The 19,831-nt window shown below is 51.6% G+C and carries 21 protein-coding genes; 3 read left to right on the top strand and 18 right to left on the bottom strand.

What is annotated here, in order from left to right; all coding sequences use genetic code 11:
- Nucleotides 1-68: 68 nt before the first annotated feature.
- From ACMV8I_RS12960 to ACMV8I_RS12915, 10 genes are all read right to left on the bottom strand, one after another.
- Complete coding sequence (locus ACMV8I_RS12960) at nucleotides 69-1,985, bottom strand: BglG family transcription antiterminator (protein WP_498865624.1); 1,917 nt, start codon at nucleotides 1,983-1,985, stop codon at nucleotides 69-71.
- Between the two features lie 89 nt (nucleotides 1,986-2,074).
- Complete coding sequence (locus tag ACMV8I_RS12955; protein WP_498865623.1) at nucleotides 2,075-3,271, bottom strand: lactonase family protein; 1,197 nt, start codon at nucleotides 3,269-3,271, stop codon at nucleotides 2,075-2,077.
- 124 nt (nucleotides 3,272-3,395) lie between these two features.
- Nucleotides 3,396-4,136 carry a 2-dehydro-3-deoxy-phosphogluconate aldolase gene (dagF, locus tag ACMV8I_RS12950; RefSeq protein WP_498865622.1) on the bottom strand — a complete coding sequence of 247 codons (741 nt, stop codon included), beginning with the start codon at nucleotides 4,134-4,136 and terminating at the stop codon, nucleotides 3,396-3,398.
- Entirely contained in the window at nucleotides 4,133-5,260 is a 1,128-nt protein-coding gene (locus tag ACMV8I_RS12945; RefSeq protein ID WP_498865621.1) for a DgaE family pyridoxal phosphate-dependent ammonia lyase, read from the bottom strand. The genes dagF and ACMV8I_RS12945 overlap by 4 nt, the downstream gene beginning before the upstream one ends.
- Entirely contained in the window at nucleotides 5,244-6,383 is a 1,140-nt protein-coding gene (locus ACMV8I_RS12940; protein WP_498865620.1) for an amidohydrolase/deacetylase family metallohydrolase, read from the bottom strand. The genes ACMV8I_RS12945 and ACMV8I_RS12940 overlap by 17 nt, the downstream gene beginning before the upstream one ends.
- Nucleotides 6,384-6,506: 123 nt before the next feature.
- The gene (locus ACMV8I_RS12935) at nucleotides 6,507-7,154 is read right to left on the bottom strand and encodes a DUF4310 family protein (RefSeq protein WP_498865707.1); all 648 of its coding nucleotides are present in this window, start codon (nucleotides 7,152-7,154) and stop codon (nucleotides 6,507-6,509) included.
- 33 nt (nucleotides 7,155-7,187) lie between these two features.
- A complete protein-coding gene (locus ACMV8I_RS12930; protein WP_498865619.1) occupies nucleotides 7,188-7,964 on the bottom strand; it encodes a DUF4311 domain-containing protein in 777 nt (258 codons plus the stop codon).
- A gap of 117 nt (nucleotides 7,965-8,081) precedes the next feature.
- Nucleotides 8,082-8,378 (bottom strand): DUF4312 family protein, encoded by a 297-nt coding sequence (locus tag ACMV8I_RS12925; protein ID WP_498865618.1) that lies wholly within the window; start codon nucleotides 8,376-8,378, stop codon nucleotides 8,082-8,084.
- Nucleotides 8,378-8,743 (bottom strand): glycine-rich SFCGS family protein, encoded by a 366-nt coding sequence (locus ACMV8I_RS12920; RefSeq protein ID WP_498865617.1) that lies wholly within the window; start codon nucleotides 8,741-8,743, stop codon nucleotides 8,378-8,380. Before ACMV8I_RS12920 ends, ACMV8I_RS12925 begins: the two co-directional genes overlap by 1 nt.
- A gap of 39 nt (nucleotides 8,744-8,782) precedes the next feature.
- On the bottom strand, nucleotides 8,783-9,091 hold the full coding sequence (locus ACMV8I_RS12915) for a glycine dehydrogenase (protein ID WP_498865706.1): 309 nt from the start codon (nucleotides 9,089-9,091) through the stop codon (nucleotides 8,783-8,785).
- Nucleotides 9,092-9,527: 436 nt separating this feature from the next.
- On the opposite strand from ACMV8I_RS12915, the gene rnk reads away from it, so the two are divergent.
- A complete protein-coding gene (gene rnk, locus ACMV8I_RS12910; protein WP_498865616.1) occupies nucleotides 9,528-9,938 on the top strand; it encodes a nucleoside diphosphate kinase regulator in 411 nt (136 codons plus the stop codon).
- Nucleotides 9,939-9,996: 58 nt separating this feature from the next.
- On the opposite strand, the gene cybC is transcribed toward rnk, so the two are convergent.
- Together cybC and pmbA are read right to left on the bottom strand one after the other, a co-directional pair.
- Nucleotides 9,997-10,383 (bottom strand): cytochrome b562, encoded by a 387-nt coding sequence (gene cybC, locus ACMV8I_RS12905; protein WP_498865615.1) that lies wholly within the window; start codon nucleotides 10,381-10,383, stop codon nucleotides 9,997-9,999.
- A 171-nt stretch (nucleotides 10,384-10,554) separates the two neighbouring features.
- Entirely contained in the window at nucleotides 10,555-11,895 is a 1,341-nt protein-coding gene (gene pmbA / locus ACMV8I_RS12900) for a metalloprotease PmbA (RefSeq protein WP_498865614.1), read from the bottom strand.
- A 282-nt stretch (nucleotides 11,896-12,177) separates the two neighbouring features.
- Here pmbA and yjgA point away from each other — a divergent pair, with 282 nt between their 5' ends.
- Nucleotides 12,178-12,729 (top strand): ribosome biogenesis factor YjgA, encoded by a 552-nt coding sequence (gene yjgA, locus ACMV8I_RS12895; protein WP_498865613.1) that lies wholly within the window; start codon nucleotides 12,178-12,180, stop codon nucleotides 12,727-12,729.
- Nucleotides 12,730-12,799: 70 nt separating this feature from the next.
- On the opposite strand, the gene ACMV8I_RS12890 is transcribed toward yjgA, so the two are convergent.
- The 5 genes from ACMV8I_RS12890 to aaeX all read right to left on the bottom strand — a co-directional run bounded on the left by ACMV8I_RS12890 (nucleotide 12,800) and on the right by aaeX (nucleotide 17,017).
- Complete coding sequence (locus ACMV8I_RS12890) at nucleotides 12,800-13,096, bottom strand: barstar family protein (protein WP_498865612.1); 297 nt, start codon at nucleotides 13,094-13,096, stop codon at nucleotides 12,800-12,802.
- Nucleotides 13,097-13,101: 5 nt separating this feature from the next.
- On the bottom strand, nucleotides 13,102-13,503 hold the full coding sequence (locus ACMV8I_RS12885) for a ribonuclease domain-containing protein (RefSeq protein ID WP_498865705.1): 402 nt from the start codon (nucleotides 13,501-13,503) through the stop codon (nucleotides 13,102-13,104).
- Between the two features lie 402 nt (nucleotides 13,504-13,905).
- Entirely contained in the window at nucleotides 13,906-15,861 is a 1,956-nt protein-coding gene (gene aaeB, locus ACMV8I_RS12880; RefSeq protein ID WP_498865611.1) for a p-hydroxybenzoic acid efflux pump subunit AaeB, read from the bottom strand.
- A 9-nt stretch (nucleotides 15,862-15,870) separates the two neighbouring features.
- A complete protein-coding gene (aaeA, locus tag ACMV8I_RS12875) occupies nucleotides 15,871-16,806 on the bottom strand; it encodes a p-hydroxybenzoic acid efflux pump subunit AaeA (protein WP_498865610.1) in 936 nt (311 codons plus the stop codon).
- Between the two features lie 7 nt (nucleotides 16,807-16,813).
- Nucleotides 16,814-17,017, bottom strand: coding sequence for a p-hydroxybenzoic acid efflux pump operon protein AaeX (gene aaeX / locus ACMV8I_RS12870; protein ID WP_498865609.1), 204 nt, complete (start codon nucleotides 17,015-17,017; stop codon nucleotides 16,814-16,816).
- A gap of 267 nt (nucleotides 17,018-17,284) precedes the next feature.
- On the opposite strand from aaeX, the gene aaeR reads away from it, so the two are divergent.
- Nucleotides 17,285-18,226 (top strand): HTH-type transcriptional activator AaeR, encoded by a 942-nt coding sequence (gene aaeR / locus ACMV8I_RS12865; protein WP_498865608.1) that lies wholly within the window; start codon nucleotides 17,285-17,287, stop codon nucleotides 18,224-18,226.
- A gap of 46 nt (nucleotides 18,227-18,272) precedes the next feature.
- Here the strand turns inward: aaeR and tldD are convergent, their stop codons facing one another.
- On the bottom strand, nucleotides 18,273-19,718 hold the full coding sequence (gene tldD, locus ACMV8I_RS12860; RefSeq protein WP_498865607.1) for a metalloprotease TldD: 1,446 nt from the start codon (nucleotides 19,716-19,718) through the stop codon (nucleotides 18,273-18,275).
- Nucleotides 19,719-19,831: the final 113 nt, after the last annotated feature.

Genomic DNA, 19,831 nt, shown 5'->3' with positions numbered 1-19,831 from the left:
CATCAGTAAGTGACCGGGGTGAGTGAAGGCAGCCAACGCAGAGACCGCTTGAAGGATGACGAGGATGGCTAGATTCGGCTCAGGCAATCGATAGCAATCGCTTTGAAGCTTTCGAAATTAGAACTGCTCAATAAACGGCTCATCGACCTCTCCCGCACAAACGTCACAAACAGATCGTAAATCGCCATCGCCTCTTCGTAATCTGCTTTGCTGATTGCCAACAGGAAAATCACGTGAGCGGTTTGCCCCTCTCCCCACGCGATCCCCTGCGGCGACAGCAGCGTGATCACCACGGTCTTCCTGGCCAGCAAACCGAGTGAATGCGGCAGCGCGATACCTTCACCCAGCATGGTCGACACTATCTCTTCACGCTCGACAACGGAAGGATAAAACTCGGCATCGACGTAACCTTCCTCTTCCAGCTGGCGACACACTTTATGGAATAGCTGTGCTTGAGTCATGGGTTCGTCGATGATCATAAAATGTTTTTCGTCGAAGAACTTCTCCAACATGTAGGGCCGCGTGCGGTCTACTAACACCAGCTTGCCTAACTGCTCCATCTGGTATTCCGTCGGGAAAGGCGACAACACCACCACCGGCTTGTTTTTCTCACTGATGCGCGCGTTGGAGATAATGAAATCTTCGTCGACGTGTCCGAGCTTCTCGTAATCACGCAGTGACACCACCTGCGTCAACACCAGCTGCGGGTATTTACGACTGATCTGGGCCTGGATCATGCGAATAGTCGAGTTGCCGGTATCGCACACAAGCATGACTTGCGGATGGCGCTGGTAGCCAATGTTGTAATGCCGTTCCAACCCAACACCAATGTGCAGCACCAGAAAACCGATCTCGTTCTCACTGAGTGTATACGGTGTGTATTTTCCCCAGCTGGATACCGCCGCCAGCGTCACGTCATAAGCCATCGGATAGTGCTGCTTGATGTTGCCTAGCAAGGGATTAGGAATATTGATCTGGTATTTAACCCGGGTGATCATGGTTTTAATGTGGGTGAGTAGATCGGCGCGTAGCTGTTTATCACCTTGTAAATCAAAATTATAGTGCGCATTAATGTACGAAAGAATGTAATCCACCAGCGATTCTTCGTCGTCGGCATTAATGTCGGTCGGCAAAATATTCTGCACCCGCCGCGCCGCAATATTGACCCGCAAATAGGCTTCTTCCGCCGCTGGGATCTCTTTGCCCACCATTGACTTCAGTTCAGCCGCCAGGCAAACGGACACCTGTCGCACCGCCGGATCACCCTCCTCCGCATCAAAGTCAGTCAGCGGATTGCCACCGGCAATGCGTTTAATCGCCACCGCACAGTACAGGATCAAGTACTGCTCGCCTTCGTCAGTCAGTTGGATTGGCGACTGGGACAGCAACTGATGCATAAAATGGGTCAGTGGTGCCAGTGCCTCACGCTCCAGACTTTCGGTTTTCAGCAGCGGATTGGTCTGCTCCTCACCATCGAGTTGGAAGAGTAAATCGGTCAGACAGGCGCGGATTGCCAGTTCAACACCGAATAGCTTCATACCGTAACGCGGTTTAGTTTCAATGCTCAGGTGGTAGTGCGCCAGATGCTCCCTGACCTCAGCCATATCATTTTGCAGGGTTCCCCGACTGACAAACCATTCATCGGCCAGATCTTCCAGCTTAAGTGAAAAAGCTGAGGTCAAAAAACGTATGAGCAGGTAATTTACCCGTTCAGAGGCGGTACGTGGGGTTGGGCTGATACGGCGGTTACGGGTCTCTTTCAGGGCGGAGAACAGCGTCGGATCATCGATTTTTAGCTGATACCCGCTGCCACGGTTGTGCACGAACGACGCACCATACTGCTCCATGATCTCATTAAGCGCAGTAATGTCAGCACGCACCGTGCGAGTCGAGACGTCCAGGCGTTTCGCCAGCTCCTCCTGCGGCAGCGTTTCAGCCTGTAGCGCATCAAATAAATGGGCCAGTCGTTGATAGGGAAATCTCACTATGGTTGCCTCATTTTCTTTCCAATGTCCCTCCCCCTAAAACCGGGTGAGGTTTCAGGGGGAGGGATTGAGTTCTGATGCATTACCGATCAGGGAACAATGACCATCTGCGACGGGCTGCCCACTGGCGTGTAATCATCAACGAAGGTCAATTTACCGCTGCCAGACGAAACCTTGAATCTGGTGATGTTATCGCTTCGTTGATTCATCGCGTAAATATATTTTCCATCCGGTGAGACGTTGAGGGTGCGTGGATAATCCCCACGAGTCCAGGTCTCCTCGCCAAAGGTCATTGCACCCTCACCGGTCACGTTGATCTGCGCAATACTGTTGTGCAGACGGTTGGCGACGTACAGATGTTTGCTGTCTCTGCTCAGCACGATGCCAGCGGCGAAGTTGGTACCTTTGAAATTGGCCGGCAGAGATGACAGCATGTGTAACTGGGTCAGGGTGCCTTTGGTACTGTCAAAGCGGTAGCTGGTCAACGTAGAAGCTTCTTCGTTAATCAGAAACACTACCTTGCCATTCGGATGGAACACAAAATGACGTGGCCCTGCGCCCGGTGAAGACGCGTTGATAAACGCCGGATCATTAGCCTGCAACTTGCCACTGGAACTGTCCAATTCCCATTGGTAAATGCGGTCCAGACCGAGGTCGGTTGAGAAGACGAATTTGCCACTCGGGTCAGTAGCAATCATGTGTGCATGCGGGCCATTGTGGTCGCTGATCGCGAAACTGCCTTCGGCGGCCGCGGCCGGTTTGCCTGCGCCGGCCGGCCCGGAATCTTGCTGATGATCGCTGGCGTCACTCAACTTACCACTGGCGTCTACCGGGAAGGTTGCCACCACGCCGCTGATATAATTTGCCACCAGTAAGCGATCGCCTTTCGGCGTCAGCGACAGATATACCGGGCCCGCTCCCTGGGAATCCACTTGGTTAATCAACGTCAGGCTGCCATCCTGTGGATTGATCTTATAGGCCGCAATAGCACCGTTCTTACCACCGTTGTAGGTGTCAATTTCACTGCCGATAAACAGCGTTTTACCATCGTGACTCGCGACCATCTGGGCCTGATTCGGCAATTGGCTGGCCAGTACGCGCTCGGTTAGCGCACCGGTTTTACTGTCGAATTTGAAGCGGTAAACGCCTTCACCATTCGGATTATAGGTGCCGACATACGCGTAATGAGGAGTTTGCGTCATGTTTTTTTCTGCTGCATAAAGCGGTGTGGCAGACATCGCCAGCATCGCGGATGTTAAACCTGAAATCAGTAGCCAGTTTCTCATACCTTTCCTTAATTTAAAGGGATTGCCAGATAAACGAGGGATCTGGCGCTGCCCGCTAAAGGGACGGACGCCGGATATTTAACAGCGCAGACAGCTCACAGCGCGGAAGGACATATTGCTTATCTCAACCGATCAGTTTTTTGACACTGGCCAGCAGAGTTCTGACATCATCAGGGCGGGTGTTGCCGCTATTGCTGTCAATAATTGAGCTGTAGATGTGGGGAATGATTTTACTGACGCCCGCTTCCAGCGCGATTGCCATAATCGGCTCGAAGTTTTCCAAATCTATTCCGCCGGTCGGCTCCAGCCAGAAGTCATGCTTCGCGCATGCGCGGGCCACAGCGGCAAATTCATCACGGGTTTTCAGGCCGCCCATAGGGAAGTATTTTACCGAACTGCCGCCCATATCTTTCAATAGCGCAATGGCGGTTTCTACCGGCACAACGGCATCAGCAAAGGTAGCGCTCAGCGGTCCGGTATTGATTTTTACCCAGCCGACTTTGCCAGTTGGCGAAATCAATCCGTTAACGACGCTGTCACTCTGACCAAGCAATGCCCGGCTGGTGCCTACGCCGGTGAACACCTGATTCACATGCTGCGGCTGAACCTGCTGTGAGATCTGGCTGACCATCAGCGACTGGCGCGGATCACCAGCACCCAGGCCGATGGACAACGCATTTTCAATCAGCGCGGCGTACTCTTTCATGTCCGCGACGGCGCTGGGTACATCCGCGTAATTTTTAGATAGCACGCCCACCAGCACATGACCCTCAGCGGCGTCATAAATTTCGCGGGCATTATCTTTGGAACCTGCCAATACGTTCAGGCACACGCGGTCACGGTAGAAATTCGGGGTCAACTTCATGCTTTTTCTCCGCTGAAAAGTTGTTTAAAACGATTGGCAACGATAGTGAGTTGCGGCAGCGTCACGCTGCGCACATCGACTTCAATTTTGCCTTCGTTGGCACGGTAACCGCGGAAGTAGATGGCAATCTCACCATTTTTCATCGCATCGACAATATCCTTAGTTTTCCAGCCCAACACCGCTTCGTCGAAGGTGATTTCAGTACGCGCGATATCTCGCCCGGCGCTGTCCCACACCACGCGGCCAGTAACACCATTGATTTGGTTCAAGCTTTCAATAAAGGGTGTCATCTTATCGACCATTTCCTGACCGGTGGTTTTCGGCAGCGTAATATAACTTTCGATCGCCTGAGTTAAGCCAAGAATGCCCTCTTTGCCGACTTTCATCGCCCGGCCGATACCGCCAGATTGCAATTTCACCCACTCAACATACTGATGTTTGCCGAGCACCAGGCCACTGGTCGGGCCTTCGATGGCTTTGGCACCACTGTAGATCACCAGATCAGCACCCATGTTGTAATAGCAGGTCAGATCTTCTTCAGCTGCCGCGTCGACGATCAGTGGAATATTGTGTTCACGGGCGACGGCCGCGGCTTCGCTAACCGACAGAATGCTTTTCTGCACCGAGTGATGCGACTTGATATACAAAAGGGCAGCAGTACGTGGGGTAATGCACGCAGCGAGCTGCGCAGCTGAACATTCGTTGGCATAACCGGCTTCCACTACCTTGCCACCGCCCATCAGCACCATGGTCTGTACCGGTGTGCCATAGTTAACGTTGTGACCTTTCGGCAGCACGATGTCGTGCGGCAAGTCCAACGGTGCCGCGTGCAGATTTTCCAGCAACCAGGCGTTGTCTTTCACAATCACAGCCGCGACGGATTGCGCAATACCGGCAGACGCGCAGGACACCACGACGGCATTTTCAACGCAGAGCAATTTAGCGATGTACGCGCCGGTTTTGTTGACTAAATCCTTCATTTCGAAGTAGTGATTCAGACCGGTATTAACAACATCAGCCACTTCGGCACGCGGGGTAGAAACCCCCAGCGCGGTCATACGGCCGGAAGCGTTAATGACTTGTTTTAAATTGTATTTTTCATAAAGATTAGCATTCGAAGACATCACTTGATCTCCCTTCATCAGTGAATAGGGTTATGCCTGCCACCACGGCGGCCAGTGGGACGAGATGATGCTCACCGGTCACTGAAAAGCCTTCAGAGTCAAGGAACACCTTCGGCGCATGCTGGAGTTCAAACAACGTCAGGTCAGCGTCAGCGCCAACTTGCAGGCGCCCTTTGGACGGCAGGCGGAGCGCGTCGGCAGCATTGCAGGTAACGCAATCAATCACCTGCTCCAGTGACATGCCGACGGTAAAGAATTTAGACATCACCGCAGCCAAGCTATGAACTGGCCCGTTGACGCGGTTACGGCAATAAATATCAGAGCTGATGGTGTGTGGCGTAATGCCCTGCTGGATAGCCAGTTCCGCCACTTCAAAACTAAAGCTGGCACTGCCATGGCCGACGTCAAGTCGTACACCGCGGCTAAGCGCGCGTTTTATCGAGCCTCGCAGCACGCCTTCCGGCGACAAAATACGGTTCGGTTTGCCATTGTAGCAGTGGGTGATGATGTCACCTGATGTTAATAAGTCGGCGATTTCACCAAGGTCTGGCGGGTTATTACCGATGTGGACCATCAACGGCAGACCGCCGTTTTCCTGCTGAATTTCCTTGGCACGAACCAGCGGCTTGATGCCGTTCTGACCGACCACACTGCTGCTCATTCGCGCTTTAATACCGATGATAAAACCAGGATTACGGGCAATAGAATCACGCACGCCAACCTTGTCAATTTGCGCCATATCCGCCAGTTCGTTTTGCGTCACGATGCCGGTACGGGCAATATTGAGGAAAGCAAAGACGTTGGTTTTTGCCTGACGGGTCTGCTGATAGAAGTCATCGACGTCATTCGCGCCGGTGCTGCCCGCATCAATTACCGTGGTGACACCGCTTGCGACGCCGACTAAATCAGGCTCGTCATAATAAATAGGCGATTTGATGTAACAGTGGACATGGGAGTCGATCCATCCGGCGCTGGCGAAAACCTTGCCGTGCAAATCGAGAATGTGGTTGGCGGTCGTGCTGGAGTCCAGCGGGCCGATAGCAACGATTTTACCGTCGTGAATTGCAATATCAGTCAGGCTGCCGTCTGGGCTTTTTGCCTGTCGGATTATCAGGTCATACATATGACATTCTCCGTAAACACATTGCAGTAACAGCGGCCACCCGACCTTTGCTGCACTGTTTACTCTGCTAACGGGCACCGGAGAAAACGCTCTCCGGCACCTGATTTACCTGCTTATTATCTGTTAAAGCGCTACCGGGAAAATCGCACCGAGGATCATCGCACCAAGGATTGCGCCGCCGGTGATCGGTTTCTGCCAGATATAAAACACCAGCGCACCGAGCAATGAGCCCAGGCCGATAGGGATCGAGGCAGCCATCGCAGAGAGAATAATCAACGGACCCAGGAAACGACCAGAGGCATTACCTGCGCCCATCATCACGTCAGCCCCGTAGGTCGAATTACTCTGGTTGATAGTAAATTTACGCGCCAGAATAATGATGTAACCCACTGCCAGACCGAGGATCAGGCCCGTTACCAGAGACGCCGCGAAGTTGGCGACCGGGAAGATGATCCCGGCACCCAGTAGCATCGCCGGGACACCGAGGCCGATACCGGTCTGGATCGCGCCACCGATATCGAGGATCCCCACCAGCGAACCTTCGATAATACGAGCAAACAGGAAGCTGGCACCGAAGGCCGCAACTGCCCCGTAGACACCGGTGTCCATGCCTGCACGCAGCATCGAGACAAATGCCACTTCGTTAAAAGCACCAATTCCGTACAGGTAGTACATGTGCGTCCCGGCAAACACGCCGGAGGAGAGTAACCCGACGAAAATCGGGAAAGACCACTCGGCGTACCAGAAACCACTTTTGGCTTGTTCTTCCATTGTCATGTGCTCCAGTTCTATTTATTCGCGAAGTTACTTGCCGCTAAGAGAGTTGTGAATACCGTTCAACCATGTTGGAACGTCCAACATGAATGATTGCAGCAGTTTCACATCGAAGCCGCGGAAGAACCCGCTGAGCACGAACAGCGCGATAATAGCCGCCATCATCACTTTAGTGACGTGATTCCAGCCGCCCTCTTCAACGCCTTTACCGATCAGGATACCCAGCACCAGACCCGGAACAGCATTACCCATGATCATCTGCGACAACCCACCAAAAATGGTGGCCCAGAAACCGGAGCGACGCCCTGCGTCAATCGCCGCCAACCAGAAAATCACTGGCATCACGGTGTTAACCAACAGGTTGGCTGCAGGCACCAGCACTTTCACCGCCGTCACCTGAAGCGATGCAGGTACAGCAGAAGCAGTAGTATTCAGAAAAGCCACGACAATCATGCCGATAACAGCACCGGCGATAGCCATCTTGCGTGGATCATGCAGGGTTTCAGCAACGTTACGGTTTTTCACCATTATCGCGGCAGCAGCCCAGTGAGGAATGATGCGGTGGTCTACGTCTTGTGTGAACGAGCCCGCTGCAACAGAAGAAGCCCAAGCGTTGAAGAAGAAGCCTAAACCGAATGAGAAATGCGAAGCTGGATCGCCTTCACAGGAATTTAACTCCCCAAGAGTACGAAAAGCCCCCATCCCTTGCACGTTTGGTGCGTGGAACATACGTGCAGCACCTGCACCTACGCCCACACCTACCAATCCGCCGATAATAAGCGACTTAAATAAAATAATTAGGAACATCAGTATATCCTTGTCATTTATATACCTTTCGTCATGCAATTTTCGCGTTGGTGAAAATCGAATAGTCTTAGGGTATAGATTATATTTTTAGAGCATCTTCTCCGAAAAGAATGACCCTTATTTAGTGACAAAAACTACCTTATCGGTATTAATTACGGTCATATTGACAGTAATATCTAAGGCTACGTAATAACTTTTCCTTTCCCTGGCCAGAAAAAAGAACAGGAATTTTTCTCTCTTTATCGTCTCCTCAGCCGTAATGACTTTGACGTCCTGCGGCTCAATACGTAGCAAAATATTTTGAGTGGATTTAAGAACGTTCCGCTGCACCTGACTCAGTGCAGCAGAAAAGGCGGCAGCCTTATTTTCGCCTTTTCCCTCAACCCGAACAGTCGTCGTTAGTTGTTGTTTCATTACGGCTGGCCAAATTTCTTGATATAAGCTTCAACCAATCGTGTCCCAAGCTCTTCTTTATCCATAAATCCGAAGCCTAATACATTACAGCCTTCATTAATTGCAGTGACACCCTCATCTACGGAACGCATACCGTATTTTGCTTTATATCCATATTTAGTTTGCGCGGTGATGGCACCTGCGCCGCCGCTGCCACAGAAAGAGATACCAAAAGTGGCATTTTCTGCTTTCATCACGTCGCCTAACTTCATGTCCGCTGCAACGCCAGGCACCACGACGGCTCTGCCACCCGCAGCTTCAACGCCTGCTGCCACTTTCTGGCCTTTGCCTAAACGGTCGCCGATAACAACAGTAATTTTTCCCATGATCTCTTTCTCCAGATAAATTATTAAAAAGACAAATAGTTATGAATTGTTATCTTTCGCGACTTCGAAATGCACCGAGAGTAAATATGCCTCCTCAATCGGTAAGTTCCCAAACAGGTCAACCACCTGTTCGGCCATTCGCATAGAATCTGCGGATATTTCGTCGAAAAGCTCTTTATCAACCTCAGGTAATGGTTCCCCGGTAATAGAACGTAATACCATTGCCTTTACATGTGAAGTTAACATCTGCTGCTGAACATCATTGGTGTAAATATCTTCGGCATTTAACATCACCTGAATATCTTTCAGCACTTTATCTATGGTTGCTTCTGCGTCTTCCAAATCAATTTTCCCTGTTTTATTAACAGATGCGGTTGCGTTTTTCACTCGCGGTCACCTTTTTCCTTGCCATGCAAAAATCATCTGCATTTACCCTAACCCTAAGATCATTTCCTGTGTAGCCGGTTTTTTTCCAGTTCGAACTGGAAATGCGGTGACCTAAACGGATCACATTCTCAAAACTGAGGTTAATCTGGGGATATGACTGCCACGACGGCAGGTACTCAGGGTATTTCACTGACAATAAGAGTTTTAGCAGCACTGAATAGAGAGAACAGCGCTTCCATTTTCGGCTATCTCCGCCTAGTATCAGAGGATAGAACATGAAAACATCAACACCCCTGCGCAGATGCGCGGGGGTGTTGCTTTTTAACAACCGGCAACCCTGCCGATCCCTACGCCATCCCTGCGGATGGCGAGATAGAAGGAAACTAGGAAAAATGCTATGAGCAAACCGACCCTGACCATCAATGAGCTTGATGCAGAACGTTTAGATACCCTCTTGGCGAAACCGACTTACGCCAACAACCCGGTTGCAGAGGCCCTAAACGAAGAACTGGATCGCGCTGAAATCCTGCCGCCGCAGGATATGCCTGCCGACGTCGTGACGATGAACAGTAAGGTGCGCTTTACGGAAGGCAAAGAAGGCGAAGAACATATACGTACGCTGGTGTACCCTGCGGCACTGAAGGACACCGACGAGCAGTTATCCGTAATGGCACCGCTCGGCGCGGCACTGCTTGGCCTGCGCGTCGGCAGCAACATTACCTGGACAATGCCTAACGGCAAAGAGAGCCGGATCGAAGTACTTGAGTTGTTGTTCCAGCCGGAAGCAAGCGGTGAGCTGCGTCGCTAATATAGATCACGTAAGGGCTCAGCATGCTGAGCCCTGTATATTTCAGTGACCGAACAGACTACTTAAATTTCTTATGATTCTCATTACGAGTAGCTTTAAACCCTTCGGCCTCTTTCTTCGCCTCATCCATCTTACCCGCTTTCGCGAGCTCTGAAGCCTTGTCGATCTGACTGATTAGCGTATCCATACCTTTATGGTAATCCTGCATTTGCGGGCTATTGGCATCCTGACCTTTCAATTTCGGCGGCGTGGCTTTTTTCGCGTCCTGAGCCGCCGCTTTCATGTTGGCAAGAGCGGCAGTGAAGTCGCTGGCATTGTCTGTTTTCAGCACTTTGCTGTAGTTATCGGAAATGGTATTCATATCCGATTCTAAATCTGCCGCGAGCGCGACCGTGCTACTGCCTAACATTGCTACTACTGCTAACGCCATCAATTGTTTACGCATATTTATTCTCGCTTGTTTTAAGTCTTATTGGATAAAAACGACATTACTTGTAAGGCTTACTAAAAATAGGCTGAGGAAGGAGAAAGTGGCACGATTTTTTTGTAAAGATAAGTACAAAAGAATCGACGCAGCGACCAGGCAGACACTGCGTCAATGATAAGTAAATAGGCGTTATTCGCCAGCGATTTTCATTTGTGGCAGGAGTACAGAGCCGCACTGAATGTTGCTACGGGTTTCTATATCACTGCCAATACTGACCATATTACGCCACATATCCTTCAGATTACCGGCGATGGTGATTTCACTCACCGGATACTGGATCTCACCATTCTCCACCCAGAAACCGGCCGCTCCGCGAGAATAATCACCCGTCACACCACTGACGCCCTGGCCCATCAATTCTGTTACCACTAAACCTTTATCCATCTTGCGCAGCATACCGGCGAAATCGTCACCCTGACCGGCAATACGCCAGTTATGGATACCGCCTGCGTGACCGGTGGTTTGCAAGCCAAGCTTGCGGGCGGAGTAGCAGGTCATTAGCCAATTCTGTAACACACCATCTTTGATGATATCGCGGCGCTCGGTACGCACGCCTTCACTGTCAAACGGTGTCGATGCCAAACCCTGCAACAAATGCGGATGCTCTTCAATGGTCAGCCATTCCGGCAGGATCTGTTTGCCAAGGCTATCAAGCAGGAATGAAGATTTCCGGTAAATGCTGCCGCCGCTGATAGCGCCGACCAGATGACCGAATAAACCGGTTGCCACTTCGGCGGCGAACAGCACCGGTGCGTGCATCGTCGGCAATTTGCGTGGAGAGAGGCGCGACAGCGTACGGCGGGCACATTCTGCACCTACCCACTCAGGATTAGCCAGATCATTCATATTGCGGGCGATGGTGTAAGCGTAATCACGTTCCATATCGCCTTCATGCTCAGCAATCACCGAGGCAGAAATAGAGTGGCGGGTGGAGCAATAGCTTTGCAACATACCGTGGCTGTTGCCAAAAACGCGGATGCCATAATGGCTGTTGAAGCTGCCACCTTCGCTATTGGTGATGCGCTTGTCAGCAGCCAGCGCTGCCTGCTCAGCACGCGCAGCCAGTTCTATACCGCGATCGGCATCCAGCTCGGTCGGGTGGAACAGGTCAAGATCAGGCGCATCAAACGCCAGCGTCTCACGATCGGCAACACCGGCAAACGGATCCGGCGAGGTAAAACGGGCGATATCCAGCGCGGCCTGCACGGTACGCGAAATGGCATCAGCGCTGAGATCCGTTGAGGATGCACTACCTTTGCGGTTCTGATAATAAACAGTAATACCGAGCGCACCATCGCTGTTGAACTCGACGTTTTCGACTTCGCCAAAGCGGGTGCTGATCCCAATACCGGTGGTTTTACTGACCGCTACTTCAGCCGCATCTGAACCTACTTTCGCCAATTCCAAAGCCTGAGCTACGGCCTGTTCCAGTGTCTTACGCTGTTGTGCCACTTGATTGACTACGTTCATCACTGTCATCACTTATGAGAAAAAGGGTTATACCCGTCATCCTTCAAGCTGCCTCGGCGTTAGCTGCCTTCAGTCACCCGAATCACTTACTGAAGTAAGCTCATCGGGATTCCTTCAGTTGCCGCTTTGATGCAACTCGAATGCTTTTGGGTAAATATAAGAATCAGTTTAACAGAACGTGGAGGATTGAGGCATAACCATGCATAATGCCGCCATGCAATAAAGCACAATCAAGCTGACAGGAATATCTCAACGGGTATTCCCGAAAAGAGAAAGCGCCCCATGATAAAGAAAATTGACGACTGGTCCGATGCTGTTCCGGAAAACGAGAACAAAGAAGATGACGAGATCATCTGGGTCAGCAAAAGCGAAATTAAGCGTGACGCCGAAACCCTGAAAGATCTGGGTCAGGAGATGGTCGACTTAGGCAAGAACTCGCTGGACAAACTGCCGCTGGACGAAGATTTACGCGCCGCGATCGATCTGGCGCAGAAGATCAAAAAGGAGGGCCGCCGCCGCCAAATGCAACTGATTGGTAAAATGCTGCGCTCGCGCGAGGTCGAACCGATCACTACGGCACTGGACAAACTCAAGAATCGTCACAACCAGCAGGTTTCGCTATTCCATAAGCTGGAAGTACTACGTGACCGTCTGGTAGAAGAAGGCGATGACGTGATCCCTTCCGTGCTGGAGCTCTATCCAGATGCCGATCGCCAGCAGCTGCGTGCTCTGATCCGCAATGCACAAAAAGAGAAGGCGACCAATAAACCGCCAAAATCCTATCGTCAGATTTTTCAATATCTGCGCGAGCTGGCCGAAACCAAAGATATGTGATCCACTCTGCCCAGTGAATGAAAAAAGCCACCGTGATGCATCATGGTGGCTTTTTGTTTTTCATGACCGGTTACGCAGGGTGCTTATATTCAACCGGCCTTTCCAGCACGTTGAAACGCAACCCGCCGTCCAATTCCTCCTCTGCTTCCTCAAACAGCAAAATCAGCGCACCAAAGCGCCGTTTTCGCCCAGCAGACAGGTTGGTAAAATCTATTTCCACCGGCAATTTTATCCCACCGGTGACTTCATCCCAGAGCGCATCCAGATTGGCACCAAAGCTTTCACTCAGCACAAACTGACGTGCAAACTCGCCATAAAAGGTGGCTAAATCCGGGATGTGATTAAAATCGAAGACCACTTTACTCATCGAATTCACTCCACCCGAACAAATTGTCTGTAGTGATCGCGGCTAATATAGATCAGGCCATCACTGGCGAAAAGTACCCGTTCTGCGCCTCGGTGGCCGCAGTGGTAATTGATATCAGCCTCACGCCATACGCGCTTATAGGCGTTAGGAAGACGCCCTTCACGATTGGCAAATCGGTCGCCGCCAATGGCTTTACCCGGCAGTACCTGGCATAAATTTCCAGCACGAGCATTCCATCCTGCACTCCTCGCCGTTTTCTTAGTGACATAATAATCTGGCAGGTGATGATTATGCCGCAGGTAGTTCACCAGGGACTGTTCCGCAGTCAGCACCGACATTATATCAGCGGATTGTTTCGCCTGCGCGACAGCGAGAAATTGCCCCAGCAGCAAACCAAGCCATAACATTAGCCAAAGGCTGCGATTACGCAGCCATATCAATCTATTCATGATTACCTTGTAATAAGTATACCCAAAATAATTCGAGTTGCAGGAAGGCTGCAAACGAACGAATCCCGATGAGCTTACTCAAGTAAGTGATTCAGGTAAGAGAGAGCAGCCAATGCATCTGCAACTTGAAGGATGAAGGGTATATCGTGCCCAACGTTACAGGTTACCCAGATGTAGCGTCTTCACCGGCCAGTACTCTTCCAAATCCAGCGATAACGAAAGCAGGATTATGTATCCAATATGTTAAGTATAGCGGTTAAAACTACGGTCGAAGCGCTCACTGCACGGCATGCTCATAACAATTAAGGAAAAAAAACCGCTGCCTTTGATGACACCGGTTTTTTCGCAGCGCTTTTTCCATCATGCCAGGAAGGCATGCTGGTATTTATGCAGCATCTCAGCCAGCCGTTTTACCGGCTCGGTAACTTTTGGTGGTGCATCGTATTCCACCAGTTTTTGCTGGTACTCATTCAATTCTGAAAGCAGCCGCTGATAGTAATAGGTGCGCTTACCCTCGCCCGAAGAGACTACGTGATCGGCAGTATTACGGATCTTTTTATGGAACGCAGACAGCTCTTCGCTGACCGGGATTTCCGCCATTTTCATCCGCTGGTGAGCGATAATCAGCATCAATGCCAGCCGGTATTTGGCGATATCATTCGGGAACATCACTAACAGCTGGTTTAGCTGATGATATAGCGCCGGCAGATGGTTTTCACGACGACGATACACCTTGGTGGTAAGTGCCGACACCGCACTGCTCATAAAACGGTTGAGCAGCGTACGGCCGGTTCTTTCACGCGAATTATCACGGATCAGCAGTAGCACGACCAACGCAATCATAGTTCCAATTGCCTGACCGGTAACGTTGTCGAGAAAGGCTGTCACGTTGAATTTCATTGGGTTACTCAGCACCAGAATATTGATTGTTCCGGCCAACAGACCAAGCATACCAAGACGCCGTTTAGTCACTTCAATGCCAATAAAGAAGGTGAATATCCCCAACGACAAACACAATAGAAACAGACTTTGCTGCGTCGCTGGCATGATCAGCATGAAGTATACTGAGCCGACCGGGATCGCCAGCAGCATCCCGACCACAAAGTCGATAGCCACGCCTTTGGGATTCGGCGTACGCATCGCCAGTGACGTCACCACCGCGATGATAACCACACAACCGCTGCCGGAGGTCCAGCCGGTCCACAGCCACAACAGACAACCGGCCGCACTGGCGGCAAAAGTACGCAGTCCGTTGATCATGGCGTGATGGCGCTCAGCCGAGGTCGGTTTCACCACCACTTCACGGTTAAGAACGTTACTTTCCACATTACTGATGCTGCCGTTGGTTTGAATACCTTTCGCCAGCAGCAGCGCCCGCGTCCCCGCGCCGATCCATGAGCTGATGGTCAGCAGAATATCGTCGCTGTGCGTCGAGGAGATCGCCTGACGTAGCTGTTTCATACGCCGGTGAACCTCAATCGGCGTTTCTGCCGGTTCGGCAAACAATGCCTTTATATTAGGCGTAATACGGTCTGGTGAAGTTTGCAAGATCAGGTAGGTTTCACAAGCCTGAGTGATCATACTCAACGAGGTGCTGTGCAGTGCTTTCAGCCGCTCATTAGCGCGCTGCCAGCGTGACGATTCCATTATCAGGCTAGTGCGCATGCCGTTAAGTGCCGTGGTGCTCTTAATCAGATTGCTCCACGATTTATCAATGTCTTCCTTTTCGCCCTGATTGACGCAAATACGCATCAGAGCGAACTGGTCAAGCAGTAGCTGACTGACCGAACGGTCAACATCAGATTTGATCGATCGTGGCGAAAACAGCAGATCGGCAACAATCGCACAACAAATCCCCACTACAATCTCGCTGCAACGCTCGACGGCAAACTGCGGTGCCTGCAGAGGCGTACTGGCAGATGTCACCACGATGATCAGCGCGGTATAACCGGCCAGTCCCAGCGCGTAAGAGTTTTCAACCCTCACCAGCGACGACCACCAGGTACAGACTCCAGCCCAGATACAGCATAAAAGTAACATCACTACCGGCGCTCGGGCGGTGGCGATGATAATCACCAGCGCAGCGATACACCCGATAAAAGTACCGATGACGCGCAGAAGGCCACGATGGCGGATGGCACCGGCGAACGGCTCCCCCCCAGCCGCCATCGCCGGACCAGAGACCACAATCGCAGCGGTCATCGCTGACCAACGCGGCGTTTCCAACTGGAAATAAAAACCGAGGATCAGCGCACCGAGGATAGCGAAAGTCAGCTTGCAACCGAACCTGACCCGCGAAATGAATTGGCTGTTCATGTTGATCTCTTAGCCGAACTCACGCAGACGGCGTAACAGTCGGGTAAATCCTGACTGATGTTCAGGCTGTCTGTCGTGAGCGCCGGTGATCACCACGGTCGCCGTGGTGCCCGCAGGGTACGGATGCTGTTGGTCGGCGGCATCGAGGACAATTTTCACCGGCACACGCTGTGCCAGTCGTACCCATTCGAGATTGCTATCGATAGTGGCCAGGCCGTTGGCGGCGGCAGAAGAGGAGCTATTGGTTACCGCGGCGGCAATACTGTCGACTGAACCGTGCATGATGCGGTTACTGCCCAATGGCGTGATTTCGGCGCGATCACCTTTTTTCAGGCCTGACAGTTTGGTTTCTTCCAGATAGGCCAGAATATAAAAAGTGTTTTTCTTCACCAGCGCGACGGCGGTCGAACCACGATTGATATAGTTGCCAGGATGCACGTTGAGGTTGGTCACCCAACCGTCAGCCGGCGCGGTTACCACGGTACGCTGGAGATCAAGCACGGCCAGGTCGCGCGCAGCCTGGGACTTCGCCAGTTGATGCTGTGCGGTTTGCAATACGTTGTTGGCCTGATCAATCTCTTCCTGTGACATAGCCTGCACGCCAAGTTTTACGCGGCGTCCCGCTTCGCGCTTTTTCTCGGCAGCGAGTGCCTGATAGTAAGCAGCATCAGCACTGGCTTCATCCAGCGCCTGCTGGTAGCGCGGCTGATCAATCTTGAACAAGATCTGGCCCTTCTTCACCAGCTGGTTATCAACGATGGGCACATCCGTGACTAAACCCGTTACGTCAGGTGCGATAGAGACCACGTCAGCGGTGAATTTGGCATCTCGGGTCCACGGTGATTCGGTATAGAACGCCCATGCCCTGAAGATAGCGATGACCGCAAGGACAACAAGGAGTAACGTTATTGCGTAACGTATTATTTTTATAGAAAAATTTTTCACGACACCCTCAGATGAAGAAGCAGGAAATCAGATAGAACAGACAGCAAAACAGAGCTGTATTAAATAACGCCGGATGCCAGACAAAGTCGTAAATCCCGGTGGGTTGTAACAGGCGTCGCAGCAGGAAAAAGATCACCAGCGCCAGCAGGATTTCAAAAAATACCGGAGGAAACGACAATCCGAAAATCACCATAACCGGAAGCAAACTCATGCATAATTCCTTAATGTAGCGCAGCGGAAAATCGCCTCTCGTTACGTCCGCGCATTATTCATTATTTTAGACAATACCGTCTCATTCTGAGAGTCAGAATTGGGTAAAAGAGACAATGGATTTGCCAGGGAAGTGTGCGAAGGTAAGCAGCGATACCGCCAGTCAATGCCGAAACTGGGGTCTATCACCCAGAGCAGTATATTAGCCTGCTTATTATCAAGTGATCAACATTCTGTGACCACAATCACTTTTAAGCCAGAGTTAACAATGGACCGATTAAAACGCATGTCGATTTACGCTCAGGTGGTGGAAAGTGGCTCTTTTACCGCGGCAGCACGTCGCCTCGAAATGAGCGTTTCTGCTATCAGCCAGACCGTTTCAAAGCTAGAAAATGATTTACAAGTCAAACTGTTAAATAGAAGCACTCGTAGCCTTGGTTTGACTGAAGCCGGTAAAATATATTATCAGGGCTGCCTGAAAATGCTGCAGGACGTACGCGAGGTGCATGAACAATTATATGCATTCAACAACACACCAACCGGCACATTACGTATCGGTAGCTCATCAACAATGGCACAAAACGTATTAGCTGCGATGACCGCCGAGATGCTGGTGGAGTACCCAGGGCTGAAAGTTAATCTGGTTACCGGCATTCCTGCTCCGGATCTGATTGCCGATGGCCTCGACGTGGTGATCCGCGTCGGTGCGCTCCAGGACTCCAGTTTGTTCTCTAAACGGTTGGGGTCAATGCCTATGGTGGTCTGCGCCGCGCGCAGCTATCTGAGCCAGCACGGCACGCCTGACAAACCGGCCGATATGGTCAACTTTTCATGGCTGGAATACAGCGTGCGCCCCGACAGCGATTTTGAGTTAATCGCCCCGGAAGGTATTACGACGCGCATCACGCCGCACGGACGCTTCGTCACCAATGATTCCCAGACCTTAATTCGCTGGCTGAAAGCCGGCGTGGGCATCGCGTATGTGCCACTGATGTGGATCATTGACGAAATCAACGCCGGAGAAGTGGAGATCTTGTTCGGCGGTTATCAGTCCGATCCACGTCCGGTTTACGCGCTTTATACCGAAAAAGACAAGATGCCGCTGAAAGTGCAGGTGTGTATCAACTATCTGACCGAATATTTTAAACAGGTCGGAAAAGCCTATCAGGGATATAGGCAAGGGATGGTGAGTCCGAAATCATCAAAATAAAACGGGAACCCTGAGGTTCCCGTTAAAGCTGATGGCAAAACGACGATTACGCGCTGCCACCCACCGTAATATTATCCAGTTTCAGCGTTGGCTGGCCGACGCCGACCGGCAGGCTCTGCCCCTCTTTACCACAGACGCCGACGCCTTTATCAAGCGCCAGATCGTTGCCAACCATTGAGATCTGCTGCATAGCTTCGATGCCTGAACCTATCAGCGTAGCGCCTTTCACCGGTTTGGTTATGCGGCCGTTTTCGATCAAATAGGCTTCGGTGGTTGAGAAAACGAATTTTCCGGAGGTAATGTCCACCTGTCCGCCGCCAAAGTTTGGCGCATACAGACCATATTTCACGCTGCTGATGATCTCTTCCGGTGTGGATTTTCCCGCCAGCATGTAGGTGTTGGTCATACGCGGCATCGGCAGGTGCGCGTATGACTCGCGCCGGCCATTTCCGGTTGGTGACACACCCATCAGACGTGCGTTTAATTTGTCCTGCATGTAGCCTTTTAGCACGCCGTTTTCGATCAGCACATTGTACTGACCTGGAACGCCTTCGTCGTCAATCGCGAGCGATCCACGAAGTCCGGGCATCGTGCCATCATCCACCACGGTGCAGAGCTCAGACGCCACTAACTGGCCCATCTGACCGCTGAACATCGAGGTACCACGACGGTTAAAATCGCCTTCCAGGCCGTGACCTACGGCTTCGTGCAGAAGCACACCCGGCCAACCCGCACCCAATACCACTGGCATGCCACCCGCTGGAGCCGCGACCGCATTCAGGTTTAGCAGTGCCATGCGTACCGCATCGCGCGCGTAGGCCTCAGCACGGACTTCGCCATCAACGCTTTCGAGGAAGTAGTCGTAACCAAAACGCCCGCCGCCGCCACTGGAGCCACGTTCACGGCGGCCATCATCTTCAACCAACACGCTAACGGACAATCGCACCAGCGGGCGGATATCCGCCGCCAGCGTGCCGTCAGTGGCAGCAACCAGTATACTTTCATACACGCCGGTGATGCTGGCGCTGACTTCCTGCACCCGTTTGTCGGCCGCACGTGCGACGCGGTCAACGCAATGCAGTAATTCAATTTTCGCTTCACGTGACAGGCTTTGTAGCGGATCGAGGATCGTGTAAAGCGCCTGATAGCCAATTTCGCCCAGCGTGTGGACTTTGCCGTTACCCTGTTCACGCACAATGCTACGCGCTGCGGAGGCACTTTGATTCAAAGCGTTCAGGGTGATTTGGTCTGCATACGCGAAACCCGTTTTCTCGCCGCTGACGGCGCGGACGCCCACACCCTGATCGATATTATAAGAGCCATCTTTGATGATGCTGTCTTCAATCACCCAGGATTCATGGAAACTGGATTGAAAAAAGAGATCTGCATAGTCGAGGCGACGTTCAGTCAGTTGACCCAACACGGAAAACAGGTCTTGATGACTCAGATTATTAGCGGTTAGTAACCGCTCACTGACTAAGGCCAAACTCATAAGCTCTTCACTCTCTTTGGGGATGAATTGTTCCGGCCGGAAGATTCGCCATTCACGGCCGAACAATATAATCGTAACACGCGATAAAAATAGCCAATACCGTAATGACAGGT

The sequence above is a fragment of the Ewingella sp. S1.OA.A_B6 genome (assembly GCF_049889095.1).
Taxonomy (GTDB): domain Bacteria; phylum Pseudomonadota; class Gammaproteobacteria; order Enterobacterales; family Enterobacteriaceae; genus Ewingella.
The sequence above is the reverse complement of the archived record's forward strand: the minus strand, read 5'-3'. Positions and strand labels throughout refer to the sequence as shown.